The organism is Paenibacillus sp. EZ-K15 (assembly GCF_002573715.1).
GTDB lineage: Bacteria > Bacillota > Bacilli > Paenibacillales > Paenibacillaceae > Paenibacillus_AQ.
This window is the reverse complement of the sequence record NZ_PDHM01000016.1, coordinates 516,392-531,347: the sequence shown is the minus strand read 5'-3', so window position 1 is coordinate 531,347 and position 14,956 is coordinate 516,392. Positions and strand designations below refer to the sequence as shown.

Sequence of the window (14,956 nt, the reverse complement as noted above, 5' to 3'; positions counted from 1 at the left end):
CATTTTAAACTTGATTTTATTGGCGTCCAATAAAACCAAACAAGAGAAGCTGGTTAAGTTCAGCCATCTTATTTTTATAATTCCCGGCTCTTGCCCAGGAAGCTTGGAGCGTCCCGACGGCACTTAATAATTCCAAAAGGGTCTCCAGAGAAACAGAAGAATGAATCGCCCCTTCCTTCTTCCCCAGCTCAATAAATTCCTGAATAAGCTCAATTCTAATTTTATTGGTGTTTTCACTATATAAGCTCGCTAGCACCTGATCCTCAACGGCTCCCGGTGTACCCAGCAATTGATAGTCTTGGTCAGCACAGATCTCCAGCACTTGGGATAGCTTGTCTTTAAGCTCGATATTTTGTTTCAACAGCTCCTTGGCCATATGGATGGTATTTTGCATCAGAACATTCGCGCATTCCTTGACCACTCCTTCTTTGCTGCCGAAGTAGTTATACAGCGATACAGACGATACGCCGGATTCCTCGGCAATGTCCTTAATGCTGACTTGGATGAAGCCTTTTTCTTTAAAAAGCTTTAAAGCCGCATGAATGATGGCATTCTTTTTTTGCTGCGTTCTGATTTCGAATTTATTCATCAGCCTTCACTCACTTCCCGTGTTTATCAGTACAAGTAGTTTAACATAACTTGGATAGTTTTTAAATCAAACACTCATTATTTAAAAACTTATTGACATCCCGGTTGATACCCATATAGAATCAAGCTGTAGTTTTTAAATATCAGTCCAATTATTTAAAAACTATGTTGAAGACAAACATAGCGTTTGAAAAAACACGGTTAGATCCAATCGTTTAACCCAAAATGGAGGGACCCACGATGATGAGAATATTGGTTTACGGCGCAGGGGTTTTGGGCAGTTATTTAGCCCACGAGATGGTGCGTGGAGGACACAACGTCACGATGCTGGCCAGAGGACGACGAGCAGAGGAGTTGGTGAAGAACGGCAATGTCATTCGGCATTATTTTCAGTTCCACACAACGGTTAATAACGTAAGGGTAATCCGTGAACTACAGCCGGACGATGTTTATGATCTTATTTTTGTTGTGATGAAATATCCGGATTTCGAGGCGGTATTGCCTGCCCTTGCGGCGAATCATAGCAGCCATATCGTTATAATGGGCAACAATGCAAGTCCTGAGAAAATGGAGAAGTATTTGCAAACCCATAGTCCGGTAACGAAAAAGGTTGCTTTCGCTTTTCAGACGATCGCTGGCTGGAGAGAGAATGGCCTTGTCATTAGCGTGCGCAGCCCAAGAACCAAAATAACGATCGGTGGTTTAGGAGAGGATCTGTCATGGCGTTCTGTGATCGATCAGGCTTTGGCTAACACCAAATATAAATGGACTTACCATAAAAATATGGATGAGTGGCTGAAAAGTCATTTTGTTATCATCTTGCCTTTGAATTCCATTGCTTCTTCATATAACGGGAATTTGCGCAGAGCCGCAAAAGATAAGAAGCTTCTTAATCTTGTCATCCATGCTGTAGATGAGGGGCATCAAGTATTGGAGAAAAACGGCTTTACGGTTACGCCTGCCGCTCAAAAGCAATTCGCCCGTAAAAAAAGGAAGCTGTTCTACATCCTGTTGAAGATAATGCTATCAACCCCGATTGGCAGAATCCTGTTAAGTGATAAGGCTGTGTCAGCAAACGAGATGACTGCTTTACAGCAAGCTTTTGATCATTTGAAGATACGCGCGAACATAGCGACACCTCATTGGGATGAGCTTCAACATTATTCCCCACCTATGCGTAGATCATAGATGATGGCTTTATTGATCTATAACTTAGCCAGATAAGAAACGATGTTCATTAAAAATCTCTGCTCAACCAACGAGCAGAGATTTTATGAACTCGTCAAAAGAAAAAGGCCGCAAAATGATATGCGGCCAACCATGTCGATATGTACATATGTATCGAGAGTTTCTATTGCTTGTTTTCTTTTGCATGCAGGCTTTCTTCAGCAACCTGCGCTAGCTCCTCAGCTTTGATACTAATCTCATGGATCGTTGTAGAGAATTCCTGAATCGCCCTTGACTGGGTATCGGTTAGGGTGTGGATATCGGAAAAAGCATGATTTAACCGCTGCAAAAATTCCTGAATATTCTTTGTGATACCATTAATCTGGTCCACATTCTCTTTGGAGCTTGTCGCCAGCTTCCGAATCTCATCGGCAACAACCGAGAAGCCCCTTCCGACTTCCCCCGCTCTTGCCGCTTCGATAGAAGCATTAAGGCCTAACATGTTGCTCTGATCCGAAATCTCCTTAACAACGCTGGAAATCTTCCCAATCTGCTGCGCACTGGAACTGACGTCCGTCATTTGGTTCGTTACGTCGGTCACACGTTCGGTAAGGTGAGCAATCGATTGGCTGATATCTCCAATGGATGTGGTGGTCTGTTCGACAATTGCCGAAAAACTCTCGGCCATCTCAAACAGCGCATTCGCTTTTTCGAGACTTGTCCCCATGCCTACGCCGCCGATAACCCTGCCCTGTTCGTCGTGCAGCGGGATCGCGCGTGCAGCCAGCGGAAATCCAAACAGCTCTTTCGGAACGACAGCCGATAAAGCTGTATTATTCCGAATCGCATTGGTGACAATATCGCCCTCAACAAGCGGGTCCCCCGGGCTCACATTCAGCGAGAAGGTTTTGCCCGGAATATTAATGATAAGTTTCTCCGTATCATAAATGCCAATCGTGATATCATCATTCGTTAGACTTTTCAGCAATGGAGCTACCTTTACAAAGGCACTGATCAGCTCATGCTGTGTTTGCTCTTCAGTCACATTATTCATGCCTATCTCCCCCAACCCTTAATACGGGAATTTCCTTTGTCCGTAATGAACCGAAATCCACTTCATGGTCGTAAATTCATCCAGGCTCCATTGCCCATTCAGACGACCCAACCCCGACTGCTTCTCACCGCCAAATGCTACAATCGGTTCGTCGTTAATTGTGACATCATTCACATGGATCATGCCTGTATGGACCTTCTTCGCCAATTCTACCCCACGTTCAAGATTTCCGGTGTGAATAGCACCGCTGAGCCCAAACCGTGTATCGTTGGCAATTGCAATGCCTTCCTCTTCCGTTTCAAACGGGATGATGCACACAACCGGGCCGAACAGCTCTTCTTGTGCTACCTCCATATCCGGTTTGACATTGACAAGGACGGTAGGCTCCACCATTCTGCCGGTGATATTACCTCGCACTAATGGAATTGCACCTTGCTCAATGCCCTTCTCAATCAGCTTCTGCAGTGTCTCTGCCTGCCGATGGTTGATGACGGGTCCGATAATGGTCTGCGGATCGCTCGGATCCCCTGTTGTCAGGGTAGAAATCTTCTCTTTGTATTTATCTACAAACTCCTGATAGATCGACTTCTGTACAAGAATCCGGTTGGCTGACATACAGATCTGGCCTTGATGTGTGAATCTGCTGAATGTCGCCGCTTGTACCGCGTAATCGATATCAGCATCTTCCAGGATAATGAATGCGCTGTTCCCGCCGAGCTCCAGCAGCGGCTTCTTGAAGTGCTTGACAGCCAATTGACCAATATGGCTTCCGACCTTGGTCGAACCGGTGAACGAAATGATTCTCGGAATCGGATGCTCTACGAACGCATCGCCAATCTCATTAATATCTGTCACCACCACATTCAACAAGCCCTTCGGTACGCCTGCTTCTTCGAAAATCTTCCCGATCAGGGTTCCGCCCGTAATCGGCGAATCCTCATGCGGCTTCAGCACGACACCGTTGCCCGCACCCAATGCCGGGGCGACGGACTTCATGGACAAGAAAAAAGGAAAGTTAAATGGACTGATAACCCCAACCACGCCAGCCGGGATCCGATACAGGCGGTTCTCCTTGCCATCCTCTGTGGAAGGTAGAATCTTTCCCTCCATTCTAAGGGGGAACGTTGCCGCTTCCTTAATCATATTCTTCACAAGACCGATCTCGAACGCCGCCTTCAGACGCGTTCCGCCCAGCTCCTGAACAATAATGGAGGAAATGTCTTCCTCATGCGATTCAATATATTTAACAGCATTTTCAAGAATGTCTCGTTTCTGGTAAGCATTAACTTTGTCCCATTCCAGCTTAGCTTGATAGGCAGCCTGATATGCATCATCAATGTCTGCAACGTTTGCGATTTGAAAAGCAGTAATGACCTCATCATTGTATGGATTGATGTCAGGCAGCGCTTTACCGCTCTTACCGTCTCGCCATTCCCCGCCTATGAATTGTTTTCCTAATTTTGAGTAATCCATATGAACCCTCCTGTGTCGAATAATTCCAACTGATCAATATAATTATCGACTAAATACAGGTAATTGTTAAGTGAATTTTCTTTGACCTCTTCTCTCTTCCAGGGCAAAGGAGTCTATACGCTATATAAGTGCAGAATAATAACGGGGGTGTCCCAAAAGATCTTAGATCTTGCGGGAGGCTCCCTTCTTGCTGTTAGAAGACGCTCCGTGCAGATTGCTTACTTTTAGATGCAAAGAAACCGTTCTTTGGTAAAATGGAGGTGCTACCCAAACCATTTACGAAAGGAACGGTTTCTTACGGAAGCGGCTCTATCGAAGCGAAAGCTGCGAAGGTTGTCCGCTCAAAAAAACATGTACGAAAGCCCAGGGAGAGCGGGAAATCACCGTAAGCCTCAAGTATCATCGTTACAAGCAGCAAGCAAGGGAAAACAGCCAATGATCAAAACAGAAGCCATAGCGGTGTGGGAATAACATCCTGAGCACCGCCATGGCTTTATTTGACACACTTTCTGTTTATGAGAGCCGTACGTCAAGCAACTAAAATCTACTTTTGGGACGGCCCGGTTAATTTGCGTTCGATACTCATCCGAGCAGACGTTAATTCACTTTCACGGTCATCGACTTACTAGAAGTGATACCGGCTTCGTTAACAAGCTCGCAGCGATATTCATAGGTCCCTGCCGGTTTATCGCGAACTTCGGTTACCACGGTTTGCGCTTGTGGCGTCTGATCAGAGAGTGTCTGCGTATCAATCAGTACGTCGTTCTCGTACAGTCGGTACATCGATCCATTGGTACCCCACCACATGTTCATCGTGACTTTGAAACTTCCATCTCCGTCCCAATTATCATGTGAGAGAACGGGTTTGCTTGGCGAAGCTTCGTTCACTTGTACAACCAGAACTTCGCTCCGCGTCGTGCCGTAAGCATTTGTCAGCTCTGCAACGTATTCATAGGATCCGTCCGTCTTGTTGGTTAAGGACGTGACGACGGATTGGGCATGGGGCGAATCGTCCTTCAGCATCTGCGTGTCAATCAGGATGTCGTTCTCATATAATTTGTAACTAGTGCCGTTATTCCCCCACCACATGCTCATCGTGATGTTGTAGCTGCCATCCTTGATTCCCGTATCATGACCGTTATCCGATGACAGCTTCGGTTTCCCCGGCACCCCCGAAGCGCTCACTACAATATTGTTGACTTCCGCCGTCACCGTCCCCGGGTTACCGGCAGCATCGGCGAACTCAAAGGTAAAGCTACCGTTTTCCGAAAACGTATGTCTGTCAGCTCCTTCATTGTTCGTAATCTTCACCGGTTCGCTCGGCGTAATCGTTGCAACGACATCCTGATTGGTTGGATCTGTAGTACTGTATTTGACCGAAGCTGTTGGCGCGGTTTTATCGATACGGAACGTGACCGTTTGGACCTCCTCCATATTCCCTGCATGGTCTGTCGATTGATAGGAGAGGTTATAAGAACCGTCTTGATCAAAGGTCAGGGGTACCGTATAAGGCAGCCATGTCTTTCCTTCGTCCAGACTGTATACCGTCGTAGTTACCTTGAATACGTCATCCGTAACATGAAGTGTTGCCTGTACTTCACTTACATACCAGCCATTCCGTTCCGTCCCTTCCAGGGAAACGACCGTTTTCGGCGGGATGTCGTCTTCCGCGACCATCCATTGCATGGAGCGAAACTTAGAAGACAACTTTCCGTCTCCGATCCCCCCTCCCCATTCAATAAACCCTTTCCTGCCGTTTCCGTCATTATCATTGACAAGCATCGAAAAGCTGACGACCCCGTTCCTTTCGGCCTTAATCGGCGCTATTTCCGACCACGGCAGCGATAATTCATAGATGGTATCGTTCTGATCTTCGTCTCTTTTTATGGCCAGACTTCCACTCCTAACCGGCCCCTTCTCCACCCCCGGAGGCGTAATCCATCTGTAGATTTGCGGCCCTTCAGGGGTTTGCGAGATTCCGAATTCGTGCCAATAGGGGCTTTCTCCCGGAAGGCCGTCCGCAACCGCAAACTGAATGCTGTCATTTTTCCAAATATCGGCCCCCATGGCTGGAGATGCTTCGATATCATCTTTGATTTTCGCTGAAAGGTATAAGTGGTCGGCATCATAGCTTAACCAAACATTTCCGCTTAAATCGCCTGCCCCTTGGTATCCCGTCATTTTTACCGTACCTTTCGACAGATTGATCGTAGAAGAGCTATCCGCAGTGTCCGGATCAAGCGTTCCATCCACCGTGACGGGTCTGTGGGGAACGGGATTAAACTCGGCAGTTCCCTCATAGGTATATGGATCTAAACCATCCATATACACCGTCACCTTAATTGAACTGGTAACACCTGTGCTAAAGCCGGTAAGCGGAATTTCTACCGAGCTTGAAGATTCGGACGGAACTGAAACGTTCAGAGCTTCGGTTCCGGATTGGGTTCCGAACCTCCATTCCACTTTGTTAACCTGCAATGCCTTTGACTTCGATTCATTCTTGACTGTAACCATGAGCGCTTTACTCATAGCCGGCTCATTCATGATGGGACGAACCTGAACATCATAAGATGGAAGCGTTGAAGCCGCACTCCGAAGCAGACCGATTTTGTCATTACCTTTCGTCAAAATCCCCGTTACCAAACGGCTGCCAGGCTCGTTTCCGCTAGGAACTTGAATGGTTTGTACGGTGTTTTGCCCGCTTGGCGTCGTTACCGGATAGAGCTGTCCTTCCACGTTCAGGCTAAAATCAAAATCTTCAGACATTGCGTTATCGGTTTCCAAGGCGAACGACATCGTGTCGCCTGCCTGTGAGGCTTCCCCGATCAAAGCAAACGTCGAATCCTTCTCGATACCGGTCACTTCCCCAACGACATAGAACGGTTCGTTGGTTAACGTTACAAATACGATGCCGTTATAAGGGAGGTACGTATCCGTATTCCCCATCATATCCGTGATCTGAATGGGAGCTGTCGTATGAATGACGGCTGGAATCGATGAAGCGCTTGTCGACCAAATAGCTCGGACATTACTGCCATTCTTGTCAAAGACATAGCTTCGAATATCGCTGTCCGTGGTATCGCGACTTGCAAATGAAGCGCCATTCAGCATTCTGGTCATGGTTGCGAATGAGGTATATGCGGGTTTCGGCGTTAGACTCCCAAGCTTATCGTTCGGGTTCCGTAAAAGACCGAAATTGTCCTCGTTTATATTTTGAATCCCGTCATTAATCAAATCGTACCAAACGACCTTCTCCACGCCGTTACCCAAGGCAACAACATAGGCTCGGGGCAGATAATTCGCTTGCGTCCTTTCATCTACGCCCCGGGCATCCAATTGCGTTGGCCACCCTGTTTCGTTAATCCAAATCGGCTTTAAGTTCCCATCGTTATACTTTCGGATCAAATCCTTCACACCCGTGATCAGGTTTTCATAGCCTTCCGGCGGGCCTGGATATAAATAAGGATGAATTGAGAAGCCGTCCATGTATGGCATCCCGCCAAGCTGAAGCACGTCTTCAATCCACTTCAAATCTCCAGCAGTCGATGTTCCGAGGATGGGTAAATCGGGATGTGCTGCTTTAAGCGTTTCATACGTTTTCTTTAATAGCGGATAATAATATTCAGGCTTTGAATCAGCTGGTCCGTTTCCGCGGTCTCCAAAACTGCCATAGAATTCATTGTAAACCTCGACAGCATCCATCTGGCCTTGATAATGATCCGCGTAAGCTTTCATGTAATTGGCGAATCCTTCTCGCCCGGCATCCGTATACGGGGTACTGTCATTGTCGTAATGGGGGTTCGAATATCCCGAGACGAACACGAAGTCGAAGTAGTCCTTATCCAGCATGTTCATATAGTAGTCAGGCTGAGGAGTAAACGTATAATTCCCCTTCTCTTTTTCAATACCTCTCCACTCATAACCGCCACGTACCAGTCCGATGCCGGCTTCCTTCATCAGGCTCACGATATCGGCAGTCAAGGCTTGCGGAAAACGGTGCAAATGCGTCGAAACACCGAACGGCGAGTTCTCATTTCCGGTTTCATCCTGGGGTGCAAGCACCGCAAATGGCGTCTTGATTAAAACGGGATCGCTTCCTGCCAAATCGGCTTTGACCTGCAGCGTAAAATAACCATACTTCGAATGAGGGACTGTCCATATGGCTTCATTTTGATCCGGAGTCTCGATACCCTCTTGTGCGAGCGCACCTTGATAATCATAAACAGCCCAAGATACGGTTGGTCTCGCCGTTCGGACTTTAAAACGGATCGGTTCGCCGTCCGAAAATACATTACCCGGACGTACCTGGATCAATTTCGTTGTCGGCGTCTCCGCGGTAATATATGGCCCGTCATGGCTCCATTCATTTTGAGCATTCCCGGCTTCAACTTTGAACGTATATTTCTTGCCGACCGCAAGCCCGGTTACCTCATAAGAGGTCGTCGAGCCATTCAGCGTCCCGATAAGGCCTCCATTTTGGTATACTTTGTATCCTGTCACGCCAGCAGGGTCGGTCGCTGCAGACCATTCCAGCATCATACCGTTCTCGGTAACGTTCGAAACATGGACAATCCCGCCGTCAGACCAACTCGGAGCGTTTGCATTCGTACGGTTGACGGAGATTTCCAAATAAGGACGGTTAGTCGTGTTTTCCTTGCTGTTGATCGAAACGGCATGACCTTTCGCAGCCTGCTCTACCAACGCAAAGCTGGCTACTCCGTCTGTAACCAATTGTTCTTTAATGAAGCTGGTCACATCCCATTCATGCCAGCTTGCCGTTTTTCCTACATTCACCGTAGCCAAATAATGATCAATTTCAGGTTTATTGTTCCAGGTAACCGTATTTTCCTCCCAAGCATCATTCTCCATGCCGTAGGCCTGAACGCCAATGGTCGAATTCTCGGTATCGACGGCATACACCTTTAACTTGGCCGATCCAAGCTCGCCGGAATATGAACTCAAATCAAATTTCAAATACGCTTGCCTGTTCAGATTGCTGTCCGCATCGTAATTTTTGACTAGAAGCAGGTTCGAGGAACCGTAATTTTTAGCCGCATTTCCACCGGCATTCACGTAGGTATCCTCGATCGGACTCAATTGAACGGCTTCCGAATCGTTAGCTTGACCGCCCGCTGGTTCAGCAGCGAATATAGGTGCAGTACCCTGCCAAGGCAAAACATACCCAAACAGTAGTACCCCTATTAAAAACCGACCTATGGTTGCTTTTAATCGTTTAGAATTGAACATCATTTCACCCCAATCTTTTTCGTTAACAAGCATATTTGATAACGCTTACAATAGAGATTCATGTATGATCATGAAACAAAACGTCCCTGTCAGCCGGTTTCTTAGCGAGATTTAACGTCATTAACCTCTCTTCAGCTTCGAGCGACGCTTGAACCGTTTGCTCTGAAGAAGTTACCGAAGTTTGAAATACGGGGCTTTCATCATCGCATGAAAACATTAAAGCAAACATGAACAATGCTTCCTCCATTGCATGAAAATCAATCTCTGTGGGATCTCCTTCGTACAATATATAGTCCAGTCCTACTACGGTACCGTTCTCGACAATGTCCCAGCGGAATGGGCCGAATCCGTCCATCGCGCCGTACAAAGCTTGCACCGCAACAATCGTTTTCCCAAGCTGCGTTTGGAACGCATTCGCTCCGATTTGCTTCCATACTGGCACACCTGCGGAGCTCCCGATTTCAATCCGGATTCGTACATCCGATGCCATCATCCGTCCATGAATGGGGTCCAAATTCACGTGCGTATCCCCGCCATCCAGTGCGATCTGAATGCCATACAGTGCCGAAGCTTTGCTTTGCTCACTTGTAAACACCCCTGAACAAAAGTCGTAGCCATCGTGCAACAGCCGTAAGTGTATATAACTATGCTCTCCTTCCCCTGAATGAACGTAAGCCAGCAGATTTCGGCACTGTTTCCACATGACATTATGATTAAATGTCCCGAGTGAAAATTCCGGAGTCATATACGTATAAGCTGTCCGGGTCCGAAACTCGGGATAGGGCGGCAAATCCTGCCTCAGTTCCCGCACGCTAATGCGGGTAAACAGCTCAAACAGCTGCTGCGGACAAACAACTCCTTGGCCATACCAGTCCATTCCGTAAACGAATTGGTCTTCGCTAACAAATACTACTTCACCCCTGCAGGCCATTTGAAGAAACGAAAGATGTGACGGGCCCAGAAAGGTTTGATAGGAGCGGGCATGAGGTCCGGACCACTCTTTGAGCACAGGGTGGAAATGCTCGGCGATCATAAGCCAAGTCGCATTCAACAGTTCGTTTGCCAAATGTCTGGCCTCTTCCGTTTGGGTATAGGTGGCTAATGCGGACAGTTCCAGAATTGCCACCGTACTGTATGCCGGACTGTTATATTCCAGGAAAGCCCCGGTTTGCATCGAATAATCGTATAACCGCTTAAGCCGTTTCAGGCCATAATCGTAATAACAACGGTCATCCAACCATTCCCCCGCAATCAGCGTAACGAATGCTCCCATGATCGAGATATTGGTATAATCGGGGCCGACGTTTCGCTTGATAATGGCATCACAGCTATTGCAGATGGCTTGAGATGTTAATTGTTGCAGATCGGCCGGGAGCCTGTTTCCGTGTCGGATGAATACCTGCAGCAATCGCTTGCCGATGAAATCCGCCCAATTCCAATCCGGCGGTGACATGTGGTCAAGGGGTTCCTCAAAGTACCAGGACCATATCCCGAACGTCGGTGAATCCGGCTGCCGATCTTGAAGCGACAAGACATGACGCAGAATAGCGAATGCTCGCTCTTCATACTGCTGCTCCCGACAATCCAGAATAGCCAAGGCATAGTCCAGGGAGTCCCTGATCGGGTGAACATATTCCACGTTTTTCAACGTTGTATGATAACCTGGACTCGAAAACGGCGTTCGAATCATGTTGATCTTGTCATTGTAGTTCTCATGTTTTCGTTCCAACGATTTCTTTAAATAGGGGAGCCAGCGGGTTTCCTCATCCAGTAAAATACTGCCGTGCTTGATGCTTGACATAAACATGCCTCCTTATCGGTACTGGTTGCGATTGCTTCCGAATGTTCTCGATCATCGGAAGCAATCCTACCGGTTTCTTTCACATTACCTTTATTTCAGATTGTTTATATTGGCGTCATACCACTCCTGGGCCAGCTTCTCCACGTTCTCGCCGCCAAGTCGTTTCCATTCTTTCCGTAATTCGTTCAGCCCTTCCGCAGGCGACATGGAATTGCCGCCGGTAACAACTTTCGCTTCAATCTGTTGAGCGATCGGCGCAAATGTCGCAATCAATTGAGTCAATTCAGGGAAATCCGGACTATACGGGATGTCTCTGCGGTATTTATTTTTCATAGCGATTTCCAAGGACTTGCCTTTTACTTTGGCATAGTTCTGGGAAATTTCATCCTGAGCGGCCATAGCAAGGAACATTTCCGGCTGTAACACATTATCGATCATGATCGCATATTCGGAAGCATAGGATACTTCCTTCTTGAATTTGTCAGGATCCAGTTTTTGTCTTACACCATCCACCAACGTATAATGAACGTTTTCTTCTCCGTATTTGAGCGGAACCCAACCATCCTCCAGCATCCAATCGATAAACTGGATGGCCGATTGAATTTGATCTTCATTCATCTTGCTGTTGAAGGCGGTAAGTACGCTTGGAGGCGCTTCTTGATACAAGCCGTTTTTGCCGTATTGGCTGCTGATCGATTCAAGCGGCACCATTTTCACGTTCGGGTCGTTCTTGACCAAATTATTATTCAACTCTTCAATGTCCCAATTTCCGAAGTATATGCCGGCTTTCCCTGTCGTCAGCAATTGAGAGGATCGCTGAAAGTTCGTGTCGGTAATGTATTCCTTATCAATCAATCCTTCATCGAACAGCTGCTTTTGGAATGTCAGCGTATCCGCATATCGATCGAGTATCCGGCCGAATTGCAACTGTTCATCCTCTACATACCACTGGTTCTCGCTTGTAAAGAAGAAAGCTTGTTCAATCGAATGGGCACTTGCGCTTAAGGCGATCGGAACGGTATCTGCTTGACCATTGCCATCCGGATCTCCATCCTTGAATTTACGAGCCACTTGGATAAGCTCTTCCACGGTTGTTGGAGCTGCCAAGCCGAGTTTATCCAGCCAGTCTTGACGAATCCACATCCCGTGATTGGCCAGCGTCTCCCTTGTGAACGACACCGCGTACACTTGCCCGTTAAATTTCAAGTAAGGCTGCAGTTCAGGATGCTTCTCTAAATAGGCTTTGTAAGTTGTGCTATATTTGTCGATATAATCGCCAATAGGTTGTATGGCGCCCTGATTTGCTAACTGACTGATGTAATTCCGATCGTATTCCCATATCAGATCAGGGGCTTCGCCAGCAGCAATCAAAGCGTTCAGCTTCGGTTGTGCCTGGTTCCTCGCGACGGGAATCCACTTCACCTTAACCGGTGAGTTCTCATCGATCCATTTTGTCCAGCGATTATCTTCATATGTTCCTTCCTCAGTCGGCACTTTACCGCGATCAAACATCGAAATACTGATTTCTTTCTTTGTGTCCTTGTTCACCGCTTTAGAGGCATCAGGAGAGCTGCCAGGCTGCTCGGCGGATTTGTTGGTACCGCATGCGGCCAGCACCGTCACGGACATCGTCAGCACCATGATGGCGGCAAGAGCCGATTTTCCTGCGTGTTTCAGCTTGTTCATCGTTTCATCCCCTTATCGATATCAATCTATATCAAGAGCGTTTTGGGCCCCGTGATATCTCAGTCGTCAGCCTTTGACAGACCCAATGAGAACGCCTTTGACAAAATGCTTTTGGAGGAACGGATATACGCACAGGATCGGAGTGACAACAATGACAACGGCCGCCGCCTTGAGTGCCTCCGGCGTTAGAAGAATCTGTTCTAGCGCATCGTTTCCTCCGATATTGTTCAACAGGTTGTCGTCTACCCTGCTGACCATCTGATACAGCTTTACCATCACGGTCAGCTTCGTCGATTCCGTAATATACAGCAGCACGTTGAAGTAGCTGTTCCACCAGCCCACAGCGTAGAACAAAGATAACGCCGCCAATATCGGCTTGCACAGCGGCATATATATTTGCAGCAGTATCCGCCAGTCCCCGGCACCATCGATGGACGCAGACTCCTCAATTTCCTCCGGTAGCCCTTCCATGAACGTCTTCATGACGAACATGTTATACGTACTGATTAATCCCGGAAGCCAAATGGACCAATATGAATTCATAAGCCCAAGAGACTTAATCAGAATGAAATTCGGAATCAATCCTGCAACAAACAGCATGGTAATCGTAATGAACGCCAGCAGGCCATTGCGCCCCACCAGCCTTTTTCTTGAGAGTGGATACGCCGCCATAATCGTCATGATCACATTAAGCGCGGTTCCGATAACTGTAACTAAAATGGTATTCCCCATCGCCATGATGAGCTGTCCGTCGTCTAATAACCGCTCATAAGCTACAGTATTGAATTCGACCGGCCATAAAAAGACTTCGCCCGAGGTAATCGCCCTGCTGCTGCTGAACGATGCCGCGATTTCATACCAGAAGGGAAACAATGTTAATAGCGAAATACAGCCAAGGAGTACGTAAGCGCTTACCATCATGATTGTATTTGAGCTTCCTCTTTTGCTTTTCATCATCGCTTTACCACAGCCCCCGTTCCCCAAAAAGTCGGATCAGCCGATTGACGCTTAGAACCAAGATTACGCCAATGACCGATTGGAACAAACCGATGGCCGTTGTATAGCTGTAGCTCATGTTTTGCAACCCTACCCTGTAAACATAAGTGCTGATAACATCTGCTACATCCAGTACGGAGTTATTCTGGAGGACAAGCGTTTGCTCCAATCCGACATCCATCATATGTCCCATTCTGAGAATGAGCAAAATGGCAATCGTCCCGCGGATTCCGGGCAATGTAATATGCCAGATTTGCCTCAGTTTGGCTGCGCCGTCAATTTTGGCCGCTTCATAGAGCTGAGGGTCAATCGAAGCCATAGCCGCCAGATACAGAATCGTACCCCAGCCTGCTTCCCTCCAAATGCCTGAAATTGTATAAGCGATCGGCCACCAGAACGAATCGGCCATGAAATAGATGGTTTCTCCCGTTAATTTTTGAAGGATGAGATTCACGAACCCCGTACTTGGCGACAACGCGGCAACTACAATGCTGCCAAGCACCGCCCAGGACATGAAGTGGGGGATGTACAGCATATTCTGCACGAGCCGCTTATACCAGTTCAGGCGAATTTCATTTAATAAAAGAGCCAGTATAATCGGGATGGGAAATCCAAACACAAGACTATACAGATTAAGAACGAGTGTGTTTCTTAATATCCTCCAGAAATCTGAGCTTTCAAATATCATCTGAAAATGCTTGAATCCAACCCACTGGCTTCCGAATATACCGTCCGCGAACCTGTAATCTTTGAAAGCAATGATCTCTCCGACGATCGGTACGTATTTGAACAGAAAATAAAATCCGATAACGGGCAAGAGCATCAAGTACAAATGTTTATCCCGTACCATTCTTCTCCAAGCCGAACGCCGGTAGGTTTCGCTTTGTAAACCATGCGATCCCGTTCGCGATTCCGCAGCCGCTAACCTCCCCTTCACATGGCCT

The 14,956-nt window shown here is 47.4% G+C and carries 9 protein-coding genes and 1 pseudogene; 2 read left to right on the top strand and 8 right to left on the bottom strand.

The features are described from left to right. Nucleotides 1-16: 16 nt before the first annotated feature. Nucleotides 17-589 (bottom strand): TetR/AcrR family transcriptional regulator, encoded by a 573-nt coding sequence (locus CRG97_RS14945; protein ID WP_098744257.1) that lies wholly within the window; start codon nt 587-589, stop codon nt 17-19. A gap of 239 nt (nt 590-828) precedes the next feature. On the opposite strand from CRG97_RS14945, the gene CRG97_RS14940 reads away from it, so the two are divergent. Continuing rightward, nucleotides 829-1,776 carry a ketopantoate reductase family protein gene (locus CRG97_RS14940; protein ID WP_237566407.1) on the top strand — a complete coding sequence of 316 codons (948 nt, stop codon included), beginning with the start codon at nt 829-831 and terminating at the stop codon, nt 1,774-1,776. 163 nt (nt 1,777-1,939) lie between these two features. On the opposite strand, the gene CRG97_RS14935 is transcribed toward CRG97_RS14940, so the two are convergent. Continuing rightward, the gene (locus CRG97_RS14935; RefSeq protein WP_098744254.1) at nt 1,940-2,809 is read right to left on the bottom strand and encodes a methyl-accepting chemotaxis protein; all 870 of its coding nucleotides are present in this window, start codon (nt 2,807-2,809) and stop codon (nt 1,940-1,942) included. A gap of 18 nt (nt 2,810-2,827) precedes the next feature. Then, entirely contained in the window at nt 2,828-4,282 is a 1,455-nt protein-coding gene (gene yfmT / locus CRG97_RS14930; protein WP_098744251.1) for a benzaldehyde dehydrogenase, read from the bottom strand. Nucleotides 4,283-4,577: 295 nt separating this feature from the next. Here yfmT and CRG97_RS14925 point away from each other — a divergent pair. Next, a pseudogene (locus CRG97_RS14925) lies at nt 4,578-4,709 on the top strand (transposase); the annotation flags it as partial. A 170-nt stretch (nt 4,710-4,879) separates the two neighbouring features. Here the strand turns inward: CRG97_RS14925 and CRG97_RS14920 are convergent. The 5 genes from CRG97_RS14920 to CRG97_RS14900 all read right to left on the bottom strand — a co-directional run bounded on the left by CRG97_RS14920 (nt 4,880) and on the right by CRG97_RS14900 (nt 14,949). Beyond that, nucleotides 4,880-9,562, bottom strand: a complete 4,683-nt coding sequence (locus CRG97_RS14920) for a CBM96 family carbohydrate-binding protein (protein WP_098744248.1) — start codon at nt 9,560-9,562, stop codon at nt 4,880-4,882. Between the two features lie 25 nt (nt 9,563-9,587). Beyond that, entirely contained in the window at nt 9,588-11,330 is a 1,743-nt protein-coding gene (locus CRG97_RS14915) for a hypothetical protein (RefSeq protein ID WP_098744246.1), read from the bottom strand. A 90-nt stretch (nt 11,331-11,420) separates the two neighbouring features. After that, the gene (locus CRG97_RS14910) at nt 11,421-13,016 is read right to left on the bottom strand and encodes an extracellular solute-binding protein (RefSeq protein ID WP_098744243.1); all 1,596 of its coding nucleotides are present in this window, start codon (nt 13,014-13,016) and stop codon (nt 11,421-11,423) included. Nucleotides 13,017-13,082: 66 nt separating this feature from the next. After that, nucleotides 13,083-13,937 carry a carbohydrate ABC transporter permease gene (locus CRG97_RS14905; RefSeq protein WP_237566406.1) on the bottom strand — a complete coding sequence of 285 codons (855 nt, stop codon included), beginning with the start codon at nt 13,935-13,937 and terminating at the stop codon, nt 13,083-13,085. 40 nt (nt 13,938-13,977) lie between these two features. Further along, complete coding sequence (locus CRG97_RS14900; protein ID WP_237566405.1) at nt 13,978-14,949, bottom strand: ABC transporter permease; 972 nt, start codon at nt 14,947-14,949, stop codon at nt 13,978-13,980. Nucleotides 14,950-14,956: the final 7 nt, after the last annotated feature.

What these genes read in the sequence shown, in the direction of transcription:
- CRG97_RS14940 (WP_237566407.1), top strand. Translation starts at nt 829, where the DNA reads ATGATGAGAATATTGGTTTACGGCGCAGGGGTTTTGGGCAGTTATTTA.
- CRG97_RS14920 (WP_098744248.1), bottom strand. Translation starts at nt 9,562, where the DNA reads ATGCTTGTTAACGAAAAAGATTGGGGTGAAATGATGTTCAATTCTAAA.
- CRG97_RS14905 (WP_237566406.1), bottom strand. Translation starts at nt 13,937, where the DNA reads ATGATGGTAAGCGCTTACGTACTCCTTGGCTGTATTTCGCTATTAACA.
- CRG97_RS14935 (WP_098744254.1), bottom strand. Translation starts at nt 2,809, where the DNA reads ATGAATAATGTGACTGAAGAGCAAACACAGCATGAGCTGATCAGTGCC.
- CRG97_RS14915 (WP_098744246.1), bottom strand. Translation starts at nt 11,330, where the DNA reads ATGTCAAGCATCAAGCACGGCAGTATTTTACTGGATGAGGAAACCCGC.
- CRG97_RS14945 (WP_098744257.1), bottom strand. Translation starts at nt 589, where the DNA reads ATGAATAAATTCGAAATCAGAACGCAGCAAAAAAAGAATGCCATCATT.
- yfmT (WP_098744251.1), bottom strand. Translation starts at nt 4,282, where the DNA reads ATGGATTACTCAAAATTAGGAAAACAATTCATAGGCGGGGAATGGCGA.
- CRG97_RS14910 (WP_098744243.1), bottom strand. Translation starts at nt 13,016, where the DNA reads ATGAACAAGCTGAAACACGCAGGAAAATCGGCTCTTGCCGCCATCATG.